Consider the following 17,820-nt stretch of genomic DNA (forward strand, 5'->3'; position numbering starts at 1 on the left):
CAAACACGTCCGAAAAAAATCCCGGTCGCCGCGACGGACGCCCCGCGCCCGCCCGTAGAGCAGATGTCGAAGCTGCTCCACGGGCGAAGGGCGGAACCGGATGGGTGTCGAGATCTGTGTGGAAGGGCTGACCAAGTCCTTCGGCCACCAGGTCATCTGGGAGGACGTCTCGCTGACGCTGCCCGCCGGTGAGGTCTCGGTGATGCTCGGCCCCTCGGGTACGGGCAAGTCGGTGTTCCTCAAGACACTCGTGGGGCTGCTGAAGCCGGAACGTGGCTCCATCACCATCCAGGGCCGGGACATCACCAGGCTCCGTGAACGCGACCTGTACGAGGTGCGGAAGCTGTTCGGCGTGCTGTTCCAGGACGGCGCGCTGTTCGGCTCGATGAACCTGTACGACAACATCGCCTTCCCGCTGCGCGAGCACACCCGCAGGTCCGAGAGCGAGATCCGGCGGATCGTGCTGGAGAAGATGGACATGGTCGGGCTGATCGGCGCCGAGGAGAAGCTGCCCGGCGAGATCTCCGGCGGTATGCGCAAGCGCGCCGGGCTCGCCCGCGCCCTGGTCCTCGACCCGGAGATCATCCTGTTCGACGAGCCGGACTCGGGCCTGGACCCGGTGCGCGTGGCCTACCTCAACCAGCTCATCGTCGACCTCAACGCACAGATCGACGCGACCTTCCTGATCGTCACCCACGACATCTCCTCGGCCCGCCAGGTCCCGGACAACATCGGGCTGCTGTTCCGGCGCGAGCTGGTGATGTTCGGGCCCCGCGAGGAGCTGCTGACCAGTGACGAGCCCGTCGTACGGCAGTTCCTGAACGGCCGGATGCAGGGGCCGATCGGCATGGCGGAGGAGAAGGACGCGGCCCAGGTCGAGCAGGAGCTGGCCCAGATCGACGAGGGCCCACGCCCCCAGGGGCTGACTCCCCGTCTGCTGCCGGGCCCCGGCATCGCCCGCCCGCCCCGCTGGGAGGCGATCGCGAGACGCGAGGCGGAGCTGCACGGGACGGGGGTGAGCAGCGCATGAGGCTCTCCCCGACAGGTGCGCTCCGGCACTCGGGCAACCTCTTCGCGATGGCGCTGGACGTCGTCCGGGCCCTGCCCCGACGGCCCTTCCAGGCACGGGAGTTCATCCAGCAGGCGTGGTTCGTCGCGAGCGTCACCATTCTGCCGACGGCGCTGGTCTCGATCCCCTTCGGGGCGGTCATCGCTCTGCAGATCGGCAGCCTGACCCGGCAGTTGGGCGCGCAGTCCTTCTCCGGTGCCGCGTCCGTGCTCGCGGTGCTGCGCGAGGCCTCGCCGATCGTCACCGCGCTGCTGATCGCGGGTGCGGGCGGCACGGCGATCTGTGCGGACCTCGGGGCGCGCAAGATCCGCGACGAGATCGACGCGATGCAGGTGCTCGGCATCGACCCGATCCACCGGCTCGTCGTACCGCGCGTGCTGGCGTCGATGGCCGTGGCCGTGCTGCTCAACGGCCTCGTCTCGGTCGTCGGTGTCGCGGGCGGCTACTTCTTCAACGTCGTCCTCCAGCACGGGACGCCCGGTGCCTACCTGGCGTCCTTCACCACCCTCGCCCAGCTGTCCGACCTGTGGGCGGCGGAGATCAAGGCGCTGGTGTTCGGGGCCATCGCGGCGATCGTCGCCTCGTACAAGGGGCTGACGGCACAGGGCGGTCCGAAGGGCGTGGGCGATGCCGTCAACCAGTCCGTGGTGATCACCTTCATGTTGCTGTTCGTGACCAACTTCGTGATGACCGCGGTGTACTTCCAGGTCGTCCCGCAGAGGGGTTAGCCGATGAGACCTCCGAAAGTCCTCGACCGCCCCGTGCGCTCACTCGAAGAGCTGGGCACCCAACTGTCCTTCTACGGCCGCTCGCTCGCGTGGACGGGCCGCACCCTGCGCCGCTACAAGAAGGAGATCCTGCGGCTGCTCGCCGAGGTGAGCTTCGGTCGCGGCGCGCTCGCCGTCGTCGGCGGCACGGTCGGCGTGATCGCGTTCCTGTCCTTCTTCACCGGCACCGAGGTCGGCCTCCAGGGCTACGCGGCCCTCAACCAGCTCGGCACCTCCAACTTCGTGGCGTTCCTGTCGGCGTACTTCAACACCCGGGAGATCGCCCCGCTGGTGGCCGGGCTCGCCCTGTCCGCGACGGTCGGCGCCGGGTTCACCGCGCAGCTGGGTGCGATGCGGATCAGCGAGGAGACCGACGCGCTGGAGGTGATGGGCGTCCCGTCGCTGCCGTTCCTGGTGACGACGAGGATGATCGCCGGCTTCGTCGCGGTGATCCCGCTGTACGTGATCGGGCTGCTGTCCTCGTACCTGGCCGCGCGCACCATCACCACCGGCTACTACGGGCAGTCGACGGGCACGTACGACCACTACTTCCACCAGTACCTGCCGCCCGTCGACGTGTTCTGGTCCTTCGGCAAGGTGATCGTCTTCGCCGTGCTGATCATCCTGGTGCACTGCTACTACGGCTACCACGCGAGCGGCGGCCCGGCGGGCGTCGGCGTCGCGGTGGGCCGTGCGGTCCGGACCTCGATCGTCGCCGTCAACGTCCTGGACTTCTTCCTGAGCCTCGCGATCTGGGGCGCCACCACGACCGTACGGATAGCGGGGTGAGAGCGGTGCGCATGCACAGAATCAGACTCAGGCTGTACGGAATCGCCTTCCTCACCGTGCTCGCGCTGCTGCTGTCGCTCGCGGTGGCCGTCTACCAGCAGGCGTTCACGTCCGTCGTGCCCATCACCCTGGAGGCCGGCACACTCGGCAACCAGCTCGATCCACGCGCCGACGTCAAGCTGCGCGGGCTGCTGGTCGGCGAGGTGCGCGAGGTGCACGCGGACGGCACGAAGGCCACGCTCGACATCGCACTCGATCCCCACTACGTCCCGTACATCCCCTCGGACGTGCACGCCCGCCTGCTGCCCAAGACGCTGTTCGGCGAGAAGTACGTCGACCTGGTCCCGCCCTCGCGTTCTGCGCAGTCGTCGGCTCGGCCCATTCGCGCCGGAGACGTCATCACCCAGGACCGCACGAAGGCCGGCATCGAGGTGCAGCAGCTGATGAACGACCTGCTGCCGCTGCTGCGCACGGTCCAGCCGGGTGAGCTGAACGCCACGCTCTCGGCGTTCGCCACCGCGCTGGAGGGCCGCGGCGACCGGATCGGTGACAACCTCGCCCGCATCGAGGGTTATCTGCGCCGTCTCAACCCTCACATGCCCTCCCTCAAGGAGGACATCTCGCGGTTCGCGGACGTCGCCGAGGTGTACGGCGACGCCGCGCCCGACCTGATGCGGATCCTGCGCAACACGGTCACCACCAGCCGCACGATCGTCGACAAGAGGGACCAGCTGGCCGCCGCGCTCCGCTCGACCGCTTCCGTGGCGGACACGGCGAACCGCTTCCTGTCCGAGAACGGCGACCGGCTGATCACCCTGGGCCGGGTCTCCCGTCCCACGCTGGAGCTGTTCGCCCGCTACTCCCCCGAGTACCCGTGCCTGTTGCAGGGACTGGTCCGGCAGGAGAAGGCCTCGGAGGACGCGTTCCGGGGCGGCGAGATGCGGATCACCCTCGAAGCCGTACGGCCGCAGGGGGCGTACCAGCCCGGTGAGGAGCCGGTGTACGCAGAGCGGTCCGGCCCGAACTGCCGTGGCCTGCCGCATCCTCAGGTGCCCGGCCCGAAACCCCGTCTCGATGACGGTACGTCGGCCAAAGGTTCCGGCGGCGTACTCCCCGGAGGTGTCGACGTGTCCGCCACCCGGGCCGAACAGCGGGCCGTCGGCTCGCTCGTGGCCCCCGTCATGGGCGTCCCCGCCGACCAGGTGCCGCCCGTCGCGACCCTGCTGTTCGGCCCGCTCGCACGCGGAGCGGCGGTGAGTGTCGCATGAGCAGGTCAGGAGCCCGGCAGACCGCCGCCCCACTGATCAAGTTCAGCCTCTTCGCACTGGTCACGATCGCGGCGACGGCGCTGCTCGCCGCCACCATCGTCAACATCTCCTTCACCCCGAAGGACACCTACCACGCCGTGTTCACCGACGTCACCGGGCTGGAGACCGGCGACGACATCCGCGTGGCCGGAGTGCGGGTGGGAGAGGTCGAGGGCATCCGGGTCAAGGACCGGACCCTGGCGGAGGTCACCTTCACCGTCAGCACGGACCGGCCCCTGCTCGCGGGCACCCACGCGGTCGTCCGCTACCGCAACCTGGTCGGGCAGCGGTACATCGCACTCACCGAAGGCCCCGGCGACATCACCGCCCGGCTGCGGCCGGGCGGCACCATCCCGCTGTCCCGGACCCAGCCGGCGCTGGACCTCAACGCCCTGCTGAACGGCTTCAAGCCGCTGTTCGCCGCGCTCAGCCCGAACGACGTCAACCAGCTCGCCACCGAGATCGTCCAGACCCTCCAGGGCGAGGGTGGCACGGTGAACAGCCTCCTCGCGCACACGGCCTCGCTCACCACCGCCCTCGCCGACCGCGACAAGCTGATCGGCTCGGTGGTCGACAACCTCAACACCGTCCTGGACACGCTCGACAAGCGCGGCTCCCGCTTCTCCGGGCTGCTCACACAGCTGCGCCGGGTGATCTCGGGGCTGGCCGCCGACCGGGGGCCCATCGGAAAGTCGCTGGTGAGCATCGGCGACCTCACCGACGTGACGTCGGGGCTGCTGAAGGACGCGCGTCCACCGCTGAAGGACGACATCGCCGGGCTCGGCGATCTCACCGGAACGCTGAACAAGAACGAGCACACCGTGGAGGGCGTCCTGAAACGGCTGCCGAACAAGCTCAACGCGCTGACCGGGACGGCGTCGTACGGCTCCTGGTTCAACTTCTACCTCTGCGACTTCGACGGCCGGATCGTGCTGCCGAAGACCAAGCAGGTGATCACCCCGGACCTGCACGTGGCGCGGGCGAGGTGTGGCGGATGAGACTGCGTGTCCTGCGGAAGCGCCGTCCCGAGCCGCTGGTGAAGGTACGGGTCCTGCCCCCGAAGCTGCCGGGACTCCCCCGGCTGCTGGCGAAGCGCAAGCCCCGCCCCCAGCCGCTGGTCAAGGTGCGCGTCCTGCCGCCGAAGCTGCCGGGACTCCCCCGGCTGCTGCCGAAGCGCGAACCCCGCCCCCAGCCGCTGTTCACGGTACGCGTCCTGCCGCCGAGACTGCCCAGGATCCGGCTCGGGCGCCCACGCCTGAAGCCGTTCCGCGAGCGGAACCCGGTCGTCGTAGGGGCCGTCGGCCTCACCTTCCTCGCGCTGCTCACGTTCGCCGCCTTCAACGCCGACAGCCTGCCGCTGATCGGCGGCGGCGACACCTACAGCGCGGCCTTCTCCGAGGCCGGCGGGCTCAAGCCGGGCGACGAGGTACGGATCGCCGGGGTCAAGGTCGGCAAGGTCGAGGGCGTCGGCCTGGACGGCGACCACGTCAAGGTCACCTTCAAGGTGAAGGGCCACCCCGGGTTCGGCACCGAGACGGGCGCGGCGATCCGCGTCAAGACGATCCTCGGCGCGAAGTACCTGGCCCTGTACCCGAAGGGGCCCGGCCAGTTGAAGCCGGGCGGCGAGATCCCGCTCGGCCGGACCGTGTCGGCGTACGACGTCGTCCAGGCCTTCAGCGACCTGACGACCACCACCGAGGCGGTCGACACCGGCCGGCTCGCGAAGGCGCTGGACACCATCTCCCTCACCTTCCAGGACTCCCCCGAGGAGGTGCGGGCGTCGATCAAGGGACTGTCACGGATCTCCCGGACCGTCGCCTCCCGTGACCGGGCGCTGCGCGGGCTCCTCGACCATGCGAACGGGGTCACCAAGGTGCTCGCCGGTCACACCGAGGACTTCTCCGCGCTGGTGAAGGACGGTGACGCGCTGTTCAAGGAGATCGACAGCCGGCGCGCGGCGATCCACACCCTGCTCAAGAGTTCCGCGCTGCTGGGCATCGAGCTGTCCGGCCTGGTCGACGACGACAGCAAGGACATCGGGCCCGCACTGAAGAACCTCAACACCTTCCTGAAGATGCTCGAACGCAATCAGACGAGCCTCGACCGCAGCGTCCAGCTGCTCGCCCCCTACGTGCGGCTCTTCACCAACACCCTCGGAAACGGCCGCTGGTTCGACTCCTACGTCCAGAACCTGGTCGCCGCTCCGGTCACGCCACGGACGGGAGGCACCCGGTGACCCGCAGACTCCTGGCCCTGTTCACCGCGCTCGCGGTCGTCGCCGGCCTCGCGGTCGCCCTCTGGCCGGGCCCCGGCCCGGTCCGCGTCACGGCGTACTTCCCGCGCACCGTCGGCATCTACCCCGGCTCCGACGTCCGCGTGCTCGGCGTCCGCATCGGAGAGGTCAGGAAGATCAGGCCGGAGGGCGACCGGGTCCGGGTGGAGCTGGAGTACGACCGGGGGCGCAAGGTGCCCGCCGACGCACAGGCCGCCATCGTCAACTCCTCGGTGGTGAGCGACCGTTACGTGCAACTGCTGCCGGTGTACCGCAAGGGTGCGGTCATGCGGGACGGAGACGTCATCCCCGAGTCCCGTACGGCCGTCCCCGTCGAGCTGGACCGGATCTTCGACAGCCTGCACACCACCGCCGAGGCGCTCGGCCCGAACGGCGCCAACAAGCAGGGCTCGCTGTCCCGGCTGCTCGGGGTGAGCGCGGACAACCTCCGGGGGCAGGGCCAGAACCTCAACCAGACGGTGGACGACCTGTCCCAGGCGGTCACCACGCTGTCCGACGGGCGCGGCGACCTGTTCGGGACCGTACGGAACCTTCAGGTGTTCACGGCCGCGCTGGCGGCGGACGACACCAGCGTGCGGTCGTTCAACACCGACCTCGCCGACGTGGCCGGGCAGCTGGCCGGGGAGCGCAAGGATCTCGCCGCCGCGCTGAAGTACCTGGCTGCCGCACTCGGTGACGTGGCCGGCTTCGTGAAGGACAACAAGAAGGCGCTGTCCTCGGACGTACAGGGCCTGGCCAAGGTCACCAAGGTCCTCGTCACCCAACGGGCCGCACTGGAGGAGCTGTTGACCGTCGCCCCCACGGGCCTGTCGAACCTGCAGAACGCCTACAACCCGGCCGCCGGCACCCTCGACACCCGCAACAACGCGCAAGCCTCGCAGGATCCGTCGTCCCTTCTCTGCTCGATCCTGAAGACGACCGGCGACGACCACGACAACTGCGCCGGGCTGAAGAAGCTCTTCGGCTCCCTGCCCAAGGCGCCGTCGGCCCCGGTGTCGACGGGCACCGTCGACAAGACCCTCGGTGGAATCCTGGGGGCACCGGCATGAGCGTGAAGCGCCTGGGGCGGGTGGCCGCCTGGACGGCGACCGGCTCACTGCTGCTGACCGGCTGCGAGTTCAACGGCTGGTACGACGTCCCGCTCCCCGGCGGCGCCGCCTCGGACGGCCACGCCTACCACGTCACCGTCGAGTTCCGGGACGTCCTGGACCTGGTGCCGCAGTCGGCGGTCAAGGTCGACGACGTCACCGTGGGCACGGTCGAGAAGGTGGAACTGGACGGCTGGCACGCGCGGGTACGGCTGCGCGTCGCCGACTCGGTGAAGCTGCCCGGCAACGCGGTCGCCGACCTGAGACAGACCAGCATGCTCGGAGAGAAGTACGTCGCCCTGTCCGCGCCGACCGGCACCGCGCCCGTCGGACGGCTCCGCGACGGCGACCTCATCCCGCTGTCCCGCAGCGGCCGCAACCCGGAGGTCGAGGAGGTGCTCTCGGCCCTGTCCGCGCTGCTCAACGGTGGTGGAGTGGCCCAGCTGAAGACGATCACCGTCGAGCTGAACAAGACTCTCAGCGGCCGCGAGGACCGGGTCAGGTCCCTGCTGAAGCAGCTCGACACGTTCCTCGGCGGCCTGGACGGCCAGCGGGCGGAGATCGTGCGCGCGCTCAAGGGCGTCGACCGGCTGGCAAAGCGGCTGAAGAACGAGAAGAAGACGATCGCCCTCGCCGTCGACACCATGCCGCCCGCTCTGAAGGCCCTCGCCGACCAGCGCAAGGACCTGACGAAGATGCTCACCGCCCTGTCCACCCTCGGCAAGACCGGCACCAGGGTGGTGAACGCCTCCCACGACGACACCGTCGCCGACCTGAAGGAGCTCCAGCCCATCCTGCAGGAGCTGAACAAGGCGGGCGACGACCTGCCCGACTCCCTGGAGATCCTCACCACTTACCCGTTCCCGCGCAACGCGACGGACGCCGTCAAGGGCGACTACGTCAACCTGAAGATCACCGCCGACCTCGACCTGGCGGACCTGTACGGCAACGTCACCGGCAAGCCGGGCAAGGGCGGGAAGTCCCCGGCCCCCGGGGCCCCGCACCTTCCCGGCCTCCCCACTCCCACCCCTCTCCCGTCCCTCCCGTCCGTCCCGTCCCTGCCGGGCGCCCCGTCCGTGCCCCCCGTGCCCTCCACACCCGCCGTGCCCTCGACGCCCTCCGACGGCAGCACCCTGCTGTGCCCGCCCGTGTGCACCACGGCCTACAGCACCGCGGGCGGCTCGCGTCGCCTCCCGCCCGGGATCGATCTCGGCCTCGCCGAGCTGATGCTGAAGGGGATAATCCCGTGATCACACGTACGGTCAGGGCCCAGCTGCTCGCCTTCGCGGCCGTCACCGCCCTCGGGGTGTCGTACGTCGGCGCCCGCTACACGGGCCTCGTGGACGACGTCCTGCACCGCGGGTACACCGTGCGCGCCGACTTCGCCGAGTCCGGGGGCGTCTTCCCCGGCGCCGAGGTCACCTACCGGGGCGTCCCGGTGGGCCGCGTGGGTGATCTGCAGCTGACCGGGTCCGGGGTCTCTGTGGCGCTGAAGATCGAGGACGGCGCTCCGAGGATCCCGGCCGACACGCTCGCGGTGGTCGCCGACCGTTCGGCGGTGGGCGAGCAGTACGTCGACCTCCAGCCGCGGCGGTCGGGTGGGCCGTACCTCATGGACGGCAGCCCGATCCCGCGCAGCCGCACCCGGACCCCGCTGCCCGTCACCGACCTGGTCCTCAGCCTCGACCGGCTGGTCAACTCGGTCGGCAAGGACGATCTGCGGGTCACCGTGGACGAGTTGGGCAAGGCCTTCGCCGGCACCGGACCGAACCTGAGCCGGCTGGTGGACTCCGGCAACGCGCTGGTGGAATCGGCGTCCGAGTCGCTCCCCCAGACGGTCTCGCTGATCGAGGACTCGCGGAAGGTGCTCAAGACACAGGCCGACCAGGGCTCGTCCATCAAGTCGTTCTCCCGCGACCTGGCCACGCTCACCGAGCAGCTGAAGTCGAGCGACGGCGATCTGCGCAGGCTGATCGGCAACACCGCGCCCGCCGCCCAGCAGTTGGACTCCCTGCTGAGGTCCACCCGGCCGTACGTACCGGTCCTGCTGGCCAACCTCGTCAGCGGCGGTCAGATCACCCTGGCCCGGCTGCCCGGTGTCGAACAGGCCCTGGTCACGCTCCCGCTGACGGTCGCGGGCAGCTACACGGTCATCCCCGGTGACGGCACCACCCACTTCGGGCTGACCGTGAACGCCGACGACCCGCCCGCGTGCACCCAGGGCTACGGCACCCAGCGGCGCGACCCCGCCGACACCAGCAGGCGCCCGGCGGACACCGGCGCGCGCTGCACGGCACCGCGCGGCAGCACGACCTCGGTGCGCGGTGCCCAGAACGCGCCCGGCCCGACCACCGGTCGGTACGGCGCCGACCGGGCCGCGTTCGTGGCCCCGTACGACCCGGAGACCGGAACCGTGACCGGCCCGGACGGAACGCCCGTCGAGATCGGCTCGACGGGCGGCGAACAGACCTTGTTCGGAAAGGAGTCGTGGCAATGGCTGCTCGTGGGACCGATGGCCTGACAGGGGGCCGGGCGAGGCTGCTGACGGCGGGGCTCGCCGCCGCGACCGTGCTGACGAGCGTGCTGTGTGTCTGGCTGGGCCTGAAGCTGGCCGACCAGCGCGCGGCGGAGCATCGCCGTCAGGACATCCTGGCGGCGGCCCGCCAGTCGGCGCTGAACTTCACCTCGCTCGACTACCGGCACTACGACCGGGACAGCCGCACCGTGCTGCAGGGGGCCACCGGCGACTTCAAGAAGCAGTTCGCCGCGCAGACCGCGCAGCTGACGAAGCTCGTCGCCCAGAACAAGTCGGTGTCCGAGGGGCAGGTCCTGGAAGTGGGCATCGTGCGGTCCGGCGCGCGCTCGGCCCGGGTCCTGGTCGTGGCCGACGGCAAGGTGACCAACACCGCGGCGCCCGAGGGCCGGGCGCGCACCTACCGGCTCCAACTCGACCTCGTGCGCGTGGGCGGCCGCTGGCTGACCTCCGATGTCACGTTCGTGGGCTGACCCGGCCGTGAGGCGTTCAATGAGGAGAGACACCGTGGCGAACCCGACCTCCCGCACCCGCGGCACCGGCTCCCCGGCCCGCCGCACCATGACCGCGGCCGCCCGCGCGGCGGCCAAGCGTGCCGGGCGGCCGGCACGCCCGGAGCGCCCGGAGCGCCCGGAGCGCCCGGAGCGCGCTGCCCGCCAGGAAGAGGAAGCCTTCCCCGGCCGCACCCTGCTCGTCGAGCCTCCGGCGGACGGCTGGGAGGACCCGCCGGAGCCCGCGCCCGAGCCCTTCGAGGACGAGCCCGAGGAAAGCGCGCCCCCGCGCAGGATCGGACGGAGCGTGCTCACCGCGGTGCTTGCCCTCGTCCTCGTGGCGGCCCTGGTCCTGGCCGCCGTCCTCGGGTGGCAGTACCGGCAGGGGCGGCAGGCGGAGCAGGCCCGGGGCGAGGCCCTCACGGCCGCGCGGAAGGCGGCGCCGGTCGTGCTGTCGTACGACTACCAGCACCTGGACCGGGACTTCGCCCGGGCCCGCGCCCTGCTGACCGGGCACTTCCGCGACCAGTACGGCAGGACGACGAAGACGGTGGTCGCGCCTACGGCGACGGCGTACCACGGCGTGGTGAAGGCGACCGTGGCCACGCCCCCCGGCGGCGGTACCCCTGCTGCGTCCGTCGTGTCGGCCACACCGGGCAAGGCCGTCGTCCTGCTCTTCGTCAACCAGGTCACCCGGAGCACCCAGGTCCCGGAGCCCCGGCTGGACCTGAACCGGGTGCGATTGACACTCACGCGCACCTCCGACGGCTGGAAGGTGAGTGGCGTCGACGCCCTCTGACCAGGCGACCGCGTCAGATGCCTTGCCGGTCGGAGTGGCCGTGTCGTCGTACGCAGCACGCGGGTCAGCCTCCGAGGCGGTGTGCAAGGTGGAACAGGTCTGCCAGGTGCGGCACCCGTCCGGCGAAACCTGGAAGGGGCCGTTCAGCGCTGAAGAGGCTTCAGTACGCCCAGGCGTTGCAGCTCCACAATGTGTTCGGCCGCACGTCGGGGCGCTTCCCCGCCGGTGACCAGCACACCGGCTTCGATGTTGCGCCTGGCGGCGGACTCGGTCAGGTTGGCGCTGCCGAGGAAGAGGGTGTGGCGGTCGGCGACGGCGAGCTTGGCGTGCTGACGGGAGCGGGCCTGCCGGGCCGGATTCCGGGCCCAGGTCCACAGCTTCGCCCCGGGCGCCGACGCAAACGCGTCGGCGGGCTCCTTCCCCGAGAGAAGTCCGCCGGCGCCGGCCAGGGTCTCGACCACGACGTGCGTCTGCACGCCTCTGTCCAGGGCCTCGGTCAGAGCCCGGGTCAGGGCTGGGTAGGGACGGGCCGCGTACGTCATGGCCAGCAGCTCGTGCTGGGCCGCGCCGATGACCTCGATGAGCACCTGCGCGGTGGCGCGGACGGGTACGGCAGGCGTGGAGGGACCACTCCACACCGTGCGGACCCGGACCGTGTCCCGGGCCTTCTGCCGGGCGGCGACGTAGCCACGCAGATAGGCAGCCGCCTCGGCCGGCGGCACCGACTCCGACTCGATCACGTCGCACAGTCGCGCCACGGCCTCGCCGACCGCCGGTGTCGCCAGTGCGGTCAGTATCCGTTCCCTGGAGCGTGCCTGGGCGAGCAGCCCGGCGAGGTCCTTGCTGCGGGAGAGTCCGAGTGCCGCGACAGCGGCCTCGGCAGCGTTCTCGAACGCGGGGCGGCTCACGGCAGGAGACCGACCGGCGTCAGCACCGGATCCTTGTCCCCGGCCAACGGGACGAGGAAACGACGGTCCAGGAACCGGTTGCCGCGTTCGCACGTCGTCTCCGAGACGAAGAGGCAGACGTGGCACGCGGCTCCATGGAGGAAGTCGGCCGGATCGTGCGGCAGGCGCTCGGCGCAAAGCGGATCGGCCGAGCAGTGACCGGCGTCGGTCAGGGCCCGGCGCACGATCCGGTCGAACTCGCGCTCCTCGGCGAGGGAGACCAGACCACCCAAGGTGCCCTCGGAGTCGGGAACCGCGGTGTATATGAGGATGCCCGTCCTCGGGTTCTGCTCGTCTCCCGCGTATATACGCTCGGCGAGCGAGGCGGAGTTGTACCCGCATTCCAGGGCGATGGTGCGGATCAGCAGGTGGGACAGGGTGTGCAGGGCGATGTACCGTGCTCCGGGCCAGCCGTAGTAGGGGTCGAAGTCACTCGTCTTGCGGTCCGACTTCCGGTTGGCCCGGAATCGTGCGTAGGCCTCTCTGTGTGCCTCCATCTGTGCGGACTTCTCCATGCGGACGACCCACTCCGCCATCAGACCGTCCCGTACGCGCAGGAAGACACCCTCGCCGCGGACCTCACTCGCCGGCACCCAGTTGCGGACTCCGCGGGACAGTTCGACCCGCGTGGCGATCTCCGGGGATTCCGGGTCAGGAGCGTCGAGCCGGGTGAAACCGATCAGCGCCCGTGCCTCGCGCAGCCGCTCGACCTGCCTGATGTCGGCGAACAACTCGCTCAGACGGGCCGGCACCGGGACCTGCCGCAGCGCGAAGTCGTCACTGGGAGCAGGGACGGGTCCGGAGAGCGCGTCCCATTCCGGCCCGAAGAGGTCGGCCTGGACGTCGGGCGCGGAGGGAGCGGGTCCGGCCGTCCCCTGTTTGCGCGCTGCGATGGCCGCGACCGCTGCGTCGGCGTCGAAGTCCTTCAGGAAGGCGAACTTCGGCATGCGGGCCATGAAGTCGAACTGGTTCCGGTCCTCGATGAGTTCGAGGTCAGGCCAGTGGTCGTCGAGGAGCTTGTCGATGTCTCCGCCCTGGGCCTTGGGCAGGGCCAGCGCGCTGAGAGTCAGCGGGAACCACTGGTTGGAGGCGCCCGCCACCATCAGGACGGGCTCCTGCGCGCAGCCGTTCGACTCGAAGGTGCCCAGGTGCGGGTGCCGCCCGCGGCATGAAGGCAGGTTGCGGCGGCCCCGCTCCCCCATGGCCTCCCGGATGTTGCGCTTGACTCCGCAGGCGACGCATTCGATGGTGACGTTGGCGGCCTGGTTGCCGCCGTGGTCCTTCATGCGCAGCTTCGGCCGCGGTGTCTTGCCGCAGGCCTGGCCGTGGTGGACGTACGCGGTGTACGGGAACTCGTCGAGATGCCCTGCGGTGCAGACCACGGTGAAGCGGGCGGCCACAGCGAGTGGCTTGCCCCGCTTGCAGTCGTGGACGAACTTCGCCTCGTGCGGTGTCCGTGGGTTGGAGTTGAAGAACGCGAACTCTCCGGAGTCGACGGCCGCCAGCACGTTGCACGCGGTGCAGCGCAGCCACTGCGGGAAGGGCGTGACGGGCACGCCGACTCCCTGGGCCGCCCAGCCCTTCGGATCCGTGTCGGCCCCCTCGAGCCAGGGAGCGGCCCGCAACTGCTCGACCTGTCCGCGGCCGTAGCGCTGGAGGGACCGGTTGACCGCGGCGCGGAGGCGGGGCTCGTCGATGTCGTAGTCGGTGATCCCGGAATGGCTCCAGGAATCGATACCCCGGATGAGGACCGAGAAGTTCGGCAGGTCGACGAGGGCGCCGACACCGGCGGTGAACATGAGGTGGCTGGGCCGTACGGCACCGACCCTGCGGTTGCCGGCATGGGTGCTCATCGCTGTGCCTTCCTGGCCGTGTCGGCCGTGAGGGGCCCGTACTCGTCGCTGTCCACGGTGGTCACCGTGTCGGGGTCGGCCTCGGAGTCGGTCGCGGGCGTGCCGAACACCCAGTCGGGTCCGCCGCCCGAGGCTTCTTCCAGGAACGCTCCGCCGCCGGGCAGGAGCAGGTTGATCTCGTTCTCCGTCTCACGCATCGACATTCCGACGGTCAGCTCGGTCCACCGGGATCCGTCGGCCCGTCTGAGCAGTCCGTTCACGACGGTCGTCTTGTGCTTCTCCTTGCGGTAGCCGAGCGCCGAGCTGCTCTCGTCGCGCTTGCGGCGCCATTCGTCCTTCAGCCGGTCCAGCCGTTCGCTCAGGTACTGCCGCGGCCGGTCGCCGCCCACCCGTTCGGCGCGTTCGAGAAGCCGCCGTTCGACGTGCTGCGCGAGCGGTCCGTCGAGGTCGACGTGATGGGCGTCGAGGTTGCGGGAGGTGTCGTAGGCCGCGTGCCGCAGTGCGGCGACGTAGGTGGCGGCGACGCCCCGGTCGAGTGCGCGGCGGGTGTACGGGGTGACGGACAGGGCCTCCACCTGACGGTAGAACGTCGCGTGGTAGTGCTCGAAGTCCTCGTAGTGCGCGAGGTCGCGGGGTCGCGACCAGTTGTAGAGGGTCACCACCAGGCCTGGGCGCCTGGCGTCACGGCCGACCCGGGAGGACGCCTGGATGTACTCGGCGGTGTTCTTGGGCTGGCCGACGACCAGCATCAGGCCGAAGCGGGAGACGTCGACACCGACCTGCAGCATGGAGGTGGCGAGGACCACGTCGACGGCCTGCCGGACGGTCGGTGTCATGGAGGCGCGGGGCTCTCGCTTCTCTTTCATGGCGGCCGCGTACTCGCGGATGAAGGCGCGCCGTCGCACCGAGGTGTCACGCTCGGGGTCGAACTCGATCTCCAGCCGCTTCAGGGCGGCTCCGATGTCCGCCGAGGAGATACGGGAGGTCAGCTCCTGAATGCTGAGCATCCCCGTTCTGCTCACGATGCGGTCCGAGAGCGTGTCCTGGCCCTTGCGGCTGCCGTTGGCACGCACCCGGGTGGTGATGTCGTCGTCCATGTACCTTCGCATACCGGCGAGTTCGCGGGTCGCGTTGAAGTACCCGACGAGCGTCATGTACGGGTCCGCGGGGCTGCCGTAGTCGTCGAAGAGCTGCTGCCCGGCGAGCAGCAGGATCTCCGCGACGCGGATCTCGGCGGCTTTCAGTCGCGTGCCGTGCGCGCACACGCCGAGGTAGCGACGGCCCGGGTTCTCCCGGCTCAGTTCCACCTGCCGGGAGAAGAAGGTGTCACCGACGTCCAGCACCTGGGGCGGGAAGACGGCGACCTCACGGCCGAAGACACCGCGCACCTGGTCTGCGGCCCGCTTGGTGGTCGCGGTGGACGCGACGATCTTGGGGCCGGCCTCCTGCCGTCGTCCGTGGGCGTCGGTGAAGCTCCACGTGCACAACTGGTCGACGGCGCCTTCGAAGAGGCCCACGGTGGTGCCGAGTGCCCCGGATATCAGGTGCAGCTCGTCCTGGATGATCAGGTCCGGGGGCCGCAGGCGGGTGACGGGCTGGGCGGTGACGCCGGGCAGGGCGCCCCGGGCGTTGTGCCGGCCGCCGCAGCCGGTCTTGGCGTCCAGGTCGTCGTGCCGGTACCCGTGGCGGGGGCAGAGCTCGGTGACCCTGCCGAACAGCAGGCCCGCGTAGCCGTTCCACGGGAGCTGGGCGAACTTGTCGACCGTGGCGATCAGCATCGAGGGCGCCAGCCGGTAGATCTCCTCGTCGACGGTGAGGACCGGAATCCCCTCCCCGAGCGATTCGCGACGGGAGAAGGGGCAGCAGTCCTCTCCCTCCCCGCGCGGACAGTACAGCAGGATGCGACGGCGGCCTTCGTCGTACTCCATGTTCGAGCGGGCCGTCAGTCCGCTGCCGCACCAGGGGCAGGTGAGGACCTGAAGGACGCGGGCGTGCTTGTCGCTGGCGCTCTCCTTGGCCTCGGCGATCTGTTCCTTCGCCTCGTCGAACCAGTTCGGCGAGACGGAGGTGCCCACCCAGAGTCCGATGCGGAAGGGTGTCGAGCCCCAGCGCCGGTCCCGTGCGTACTCCGCGCGGCGCAGCACCTCGCAGGCGCTCACCAGGGCGGCGGCGCGCTGGAACTGCTGGGCAGTCAGCAGCCGCAGGGTGTAGCGCATGAGCACGCCCACCCCGGCCTCGCCGCTGCGGGCCTCGGCTCCCGAGCCGATCGTCCCCTGCAGGCGTCTGAGCGCGAAGGTGTAGGCGGCCAGGCCCAGATACGCCTCGGTCTTGCCGCCGCCGGTCGGGAAGAAGAGCAGATCGACGAGGGCTGCGCGGCCGGTGCCGCGGTGCGGGTGTCCGGGCTGGGTGAGGGAGGCGACGTTCAACAGTACGAAGGCGAGCTGGAACGGGCGCCAGCTGGCTGCCGCCTTGCCCTTGGCGTGGACCTCCTCCTGGGCCTCCCGGTAGGAGACGGGGTCGTTCTCGCGGCCGGCGCGGGCGGCCGCGACGGCGGTGTTGCGCCGCTGCAGGGCCATGGCCCGGTTGGCGAACCGGAAGGCCGCCAGAGCCGTTTCGTCGGCCAGGAGCCGGTCGATGCCGAGGGTGATGCGGTCACAGACCTCGAGTGCCTGCTCGATCGCGGCCTCCGCCGATGCGCGCAGGTCGCCGGGGAGTGAGCGGGCTGCCCGGCGCTGCTGTTCCAGCCAGGCGCCGTACCCGTCGGCCAGCGGAGCGAGGGCCGCGCCGAGATCGGACCGGCGGCCGGGCACGGCCAGCGCGGCCAGCTCGTCCATACCCAACTCCAGCCCCCGGAGCAGGTCCTGGTCCTCGAGTGCCGGGGCGGTCGTGGCCCTCACGTCGTACTCGGGGAGCCAGACGGTGGTCAGGCGATGGGCGTTGCGTTCGCCGTCACGGACGTGCGCGTGCACGGCCACGTTGCGGCCCTTCGCGTGGCTGAGACTGTCCCGGTAGAGGAGACGCAGCCGCCGCTCCTCGGGGTCCTCGGGCGCCTTGCCGGGGCCGGCCGTGTCGAGCGGATCGTCGACCGGCAGGAAGACCGCGGCCTGGTCGTCGGGGAAGGCGGTGACGTCGATCTCGGTCTGGAAGAGCCAGTGGGCGTCGCGTGCGTCCCGGCTGTCCTGCTGCCGGTTCACCAGGGCCAGCTCGACTATGCGGAGGTCTTCGGCGTCCGTGCGGCCAGTGTGCCGGCGTACCTGCACGTCGAGGACGACGGCTTCGCCGTCGAGTTCGACGGCCCGGCCGCTCCAGCCCGTCACATCGAGGTCCACCAGGTGCTCCACGGGCTCACGCGACCAGACCCTGCGGGTCGTCCCCCGCTCGGTGGCTTCCTCCGACTGCGTGTACCGCCCCCAGCGGACCACCGCACTGAGCGTGCCGACGGAGGCCGGGACGGTGAAGGACAGCCCCATGGACGACGCCCAGATGTGCCCGGCGGCCTGCGGGCTCAGCCGGTCCTGCAGGTCGCTGTCCTCACCTTCCTGCTCGTCGCCCGACTCGCCGTCCGCGCTCTGTGCCGCCGCCCGGGCGATCCGTTCCGTGGTGACGGCCTGCGGGCGGGGACCGAGCATGCCGACCAGGTAACGGTCACGCGGCCCGGAGGAGGCACTCGGCAGGGTCTCCGTCTCGCCGTCCCAGGGGCCGAGCAGGTCCCGGCGGATGTAGGTGACGAGTGCGTCCCGGACCGCGTAGGAGTCCCCCGCCCGGAACGTCTGGGGAACTTCGTCGAGGGGGTGAGGGACAGCGGCCTGGGCAGGCTGGGCCGGCATACGGTGGGTCCTTTCGGACAGTCCGTTGGGATTCGGGCGTGCGCCGATTGGTGTGAC

Annotated in this window: 14 protein-coding genes; 11 read left to right on the plus strand and 3 right to left on the minus strand. The window is 70.6% G+C overall.

Features of this window, described 5'->3' with window-relative positions; translation table 11 throughout:
- Positions 1 to 100: 100 nt before the first annotated feature.
- From ABZ919_RS02590 to ABZ919_RS02640, 11 genes are all read left to right on the plus strand, one after another.
- The gene (locus tag ABZ919_RS02590) at positions 101 to 1,030 is read left to right on the plus strand and encodes an ABC transporter ATP-binding protein (protein WP_361241612.1); all 930 of its coding nucleotides are present in this window, start codon (positions 101 to 103) and stop codon (positions 1,028 to 1,030) included.
- Entirely contained in the window at positions 1,027 to 1,797 is a 771-nt protein-coding gene (locus ABZ919_RS02595) for an ABC transporter permease (RefSeq protein WP_361241614.1), read from the plus strand. The genes ABZ919_RS02590 and ABZ919_RS02595 overlap by 4 nt, the downstream gene beginning before the upstream one ends.
- Positions 1,798 to 1,800: 3 nt before the next feature.
- Positions 1,801 to 2,625 (plus strand): ABC transporter permease, encoded by an 825-nt coding sequence (locus ABZ919_RS02600; protein WP_361241617.1) that lies wholly within the window; start codon positions 1,801 to 1,803, stop codon positions 2,623 to 2,625.
- 11 nt (positions 2,626 to 2,636) lie between these two features.
- Positions 2,637 to 3,893, plus strand: coding sequence for an MCE family protein (locus ABZ919_RS02605; protein ID WP_361241620.1), 1,257 nt, complete (start codon positions 2,637 to 2,639; stop codon positions 3,891 to 3,893).
- On the plus strand, positions 3,890 to 4,930 hold the full coding sequence (locus tag ABZ919_RS02610) for an MCE family protein (RefSeq protein ID WP_361241623.1): 1,041 nt from the start codon (positions 3,890 to 3,892) through the stop codon (positions 4,928 to 4,930). The genes ABZ919_RS02605 and ABZ919_RS02610 overlap by 4 nt, the downstream gene beginning before the upstream one ends.
- A gap of 257 nt (positions 4,931 to 5,187) precedes the next feature.
- Entirely contained in the window at positions 5,188 to 6,168 is a 981-nt protein-coding gene (locus ABZ919_RS02615; RefSeq protein ID WP_361241821.1) for an MCE family protein, read from the plus strand.
- The gene (locus tag ABZ919_RS02620; RefSeq protein WP_361241625.1) at positions 6,165 to 7,274 is read left to right on the plus strand and encodes an MCE family protein; all 1,110 of its coding nucleotides are present in this window, start codon (positions 6,165 to 6,167) and stop codon (positions 7,272 to 7,274) included. The genes ABZ919_RS02615 and ABZ919_RS02620 overlap by 4 nt, the downstream gene beginning before the upstream one ends.
- Entirely contained in the window at positions 7,271 to 8,563 is a 1,293-nt protein-coding gene (locus tag ABZ919_RS02625; protein ID WP_361241628.1) for an MCE family protein, read from the plus strand. Before ABZ919_RS02620 ends, ABZ919_RS02625 begins: the two co-directional genes overlap by 4 nt.
- On the plus strand, positions 8,560 to 9,834 hold the full coding sequence (locus tag ABZ919_RS02630) for an MlaD family protein (protein ID WP_361241630.1): 1,275 nt from the start codon (positions 8,560 to 8,562) through the stop codon (positions 9,832 to 9,834). The genes ABZ919_RS02625 and ABZ919_RS02630 overlap by 4 nt, the downstream gene beginning before the upstream one ends.
- Complete coding sequence (locus ABZ919_RS02635) at positions 9,807 to 10,319, plus strand: hypothetical protein (protein ID WP_361241633.1); 513 nt, start codon at positions 9,807 to 9,809, stop codon at positions 10,317 to 10,319. The genes ABZ919_RS02630 and ABZ919_RS02635 overlap by 28 nt, the downstream gene beginning before the upstream one ends.
- Before the next feature lie 34 nt (positions 10,320 to 10,353).
- Positions 10,354 to 11,136, plus strand: a complete 783-nt coding sequence (locus tag ABZ919_RS02640) for a hypothetical protein (protein ID WP_361241636.1) — start codon at positions 10,354 to 10,356, stop codon at positions 11,134 to 11,136.
- A gap of 143 nt (positions 11,137 to 11,279) precedes the next feature.
- Here the strand turns inward: ABZ919_RS02640 and drmC are convergent, their stop codons facing one another.
- From drmC to drmA, 3 genes are read right to left on the minus strand one after another with little or no spacing between them, the layout of a single operon-like run.
- Positions 11,280 to 12,044: a DISARM system phospholipase D-like protein DrmC gene (gene drmC, locus ABZ919_RS02645; RefSeq protein ID WP_361241639.1), complete on the minus strand. Its 765-nt coding sequence runs from the start codon at positions 12,042 to 12,044 to the stop codon at positions 11,280 to 11,282.
- Positions 12,041 to 13,936: a DUF1998 domain-containing protein gene (locus ABZ919_RS02650; RefSeq protein WP_361241641.1), complete on the minus strand. Its 1,896-nt coding sequence runs from the start codon at positions 13,934 to 13,936 to the stop codon at positions 12,041 to 12,043. Before ABZ919_RS02650 ends, drmC begins: the two co-directional genes overlap by 4 nt.
- Complete coding sequence (gene drmA / locus ABZ919_RS02655) at positions 13,933 to 17,763, minus strand: DISARM system helicase DrmA (protein ID WP_361241644.1); 3,831 nt, start codon at positions 17,761 to 17,763, stop codon at positions 13,933 to 13,935. Before drmA ends, ABZ919_RS02650 begins: the two co-directional genes overlap by 4 nt.
- Positions 17,764 to 17,820 lie beyond the last annotated feature (57 nt).

Origin of the sequence: Streptomyces sp. NPDC046759 (assembly GCF_040645475.1) — a bacterium.
In the GTDB taxonomy this organism is placed as follows: Bacteria; Actinomycetota; Actinomycetes; order Streptomycetales; family Streptomycetaceae; genus Streptomyces.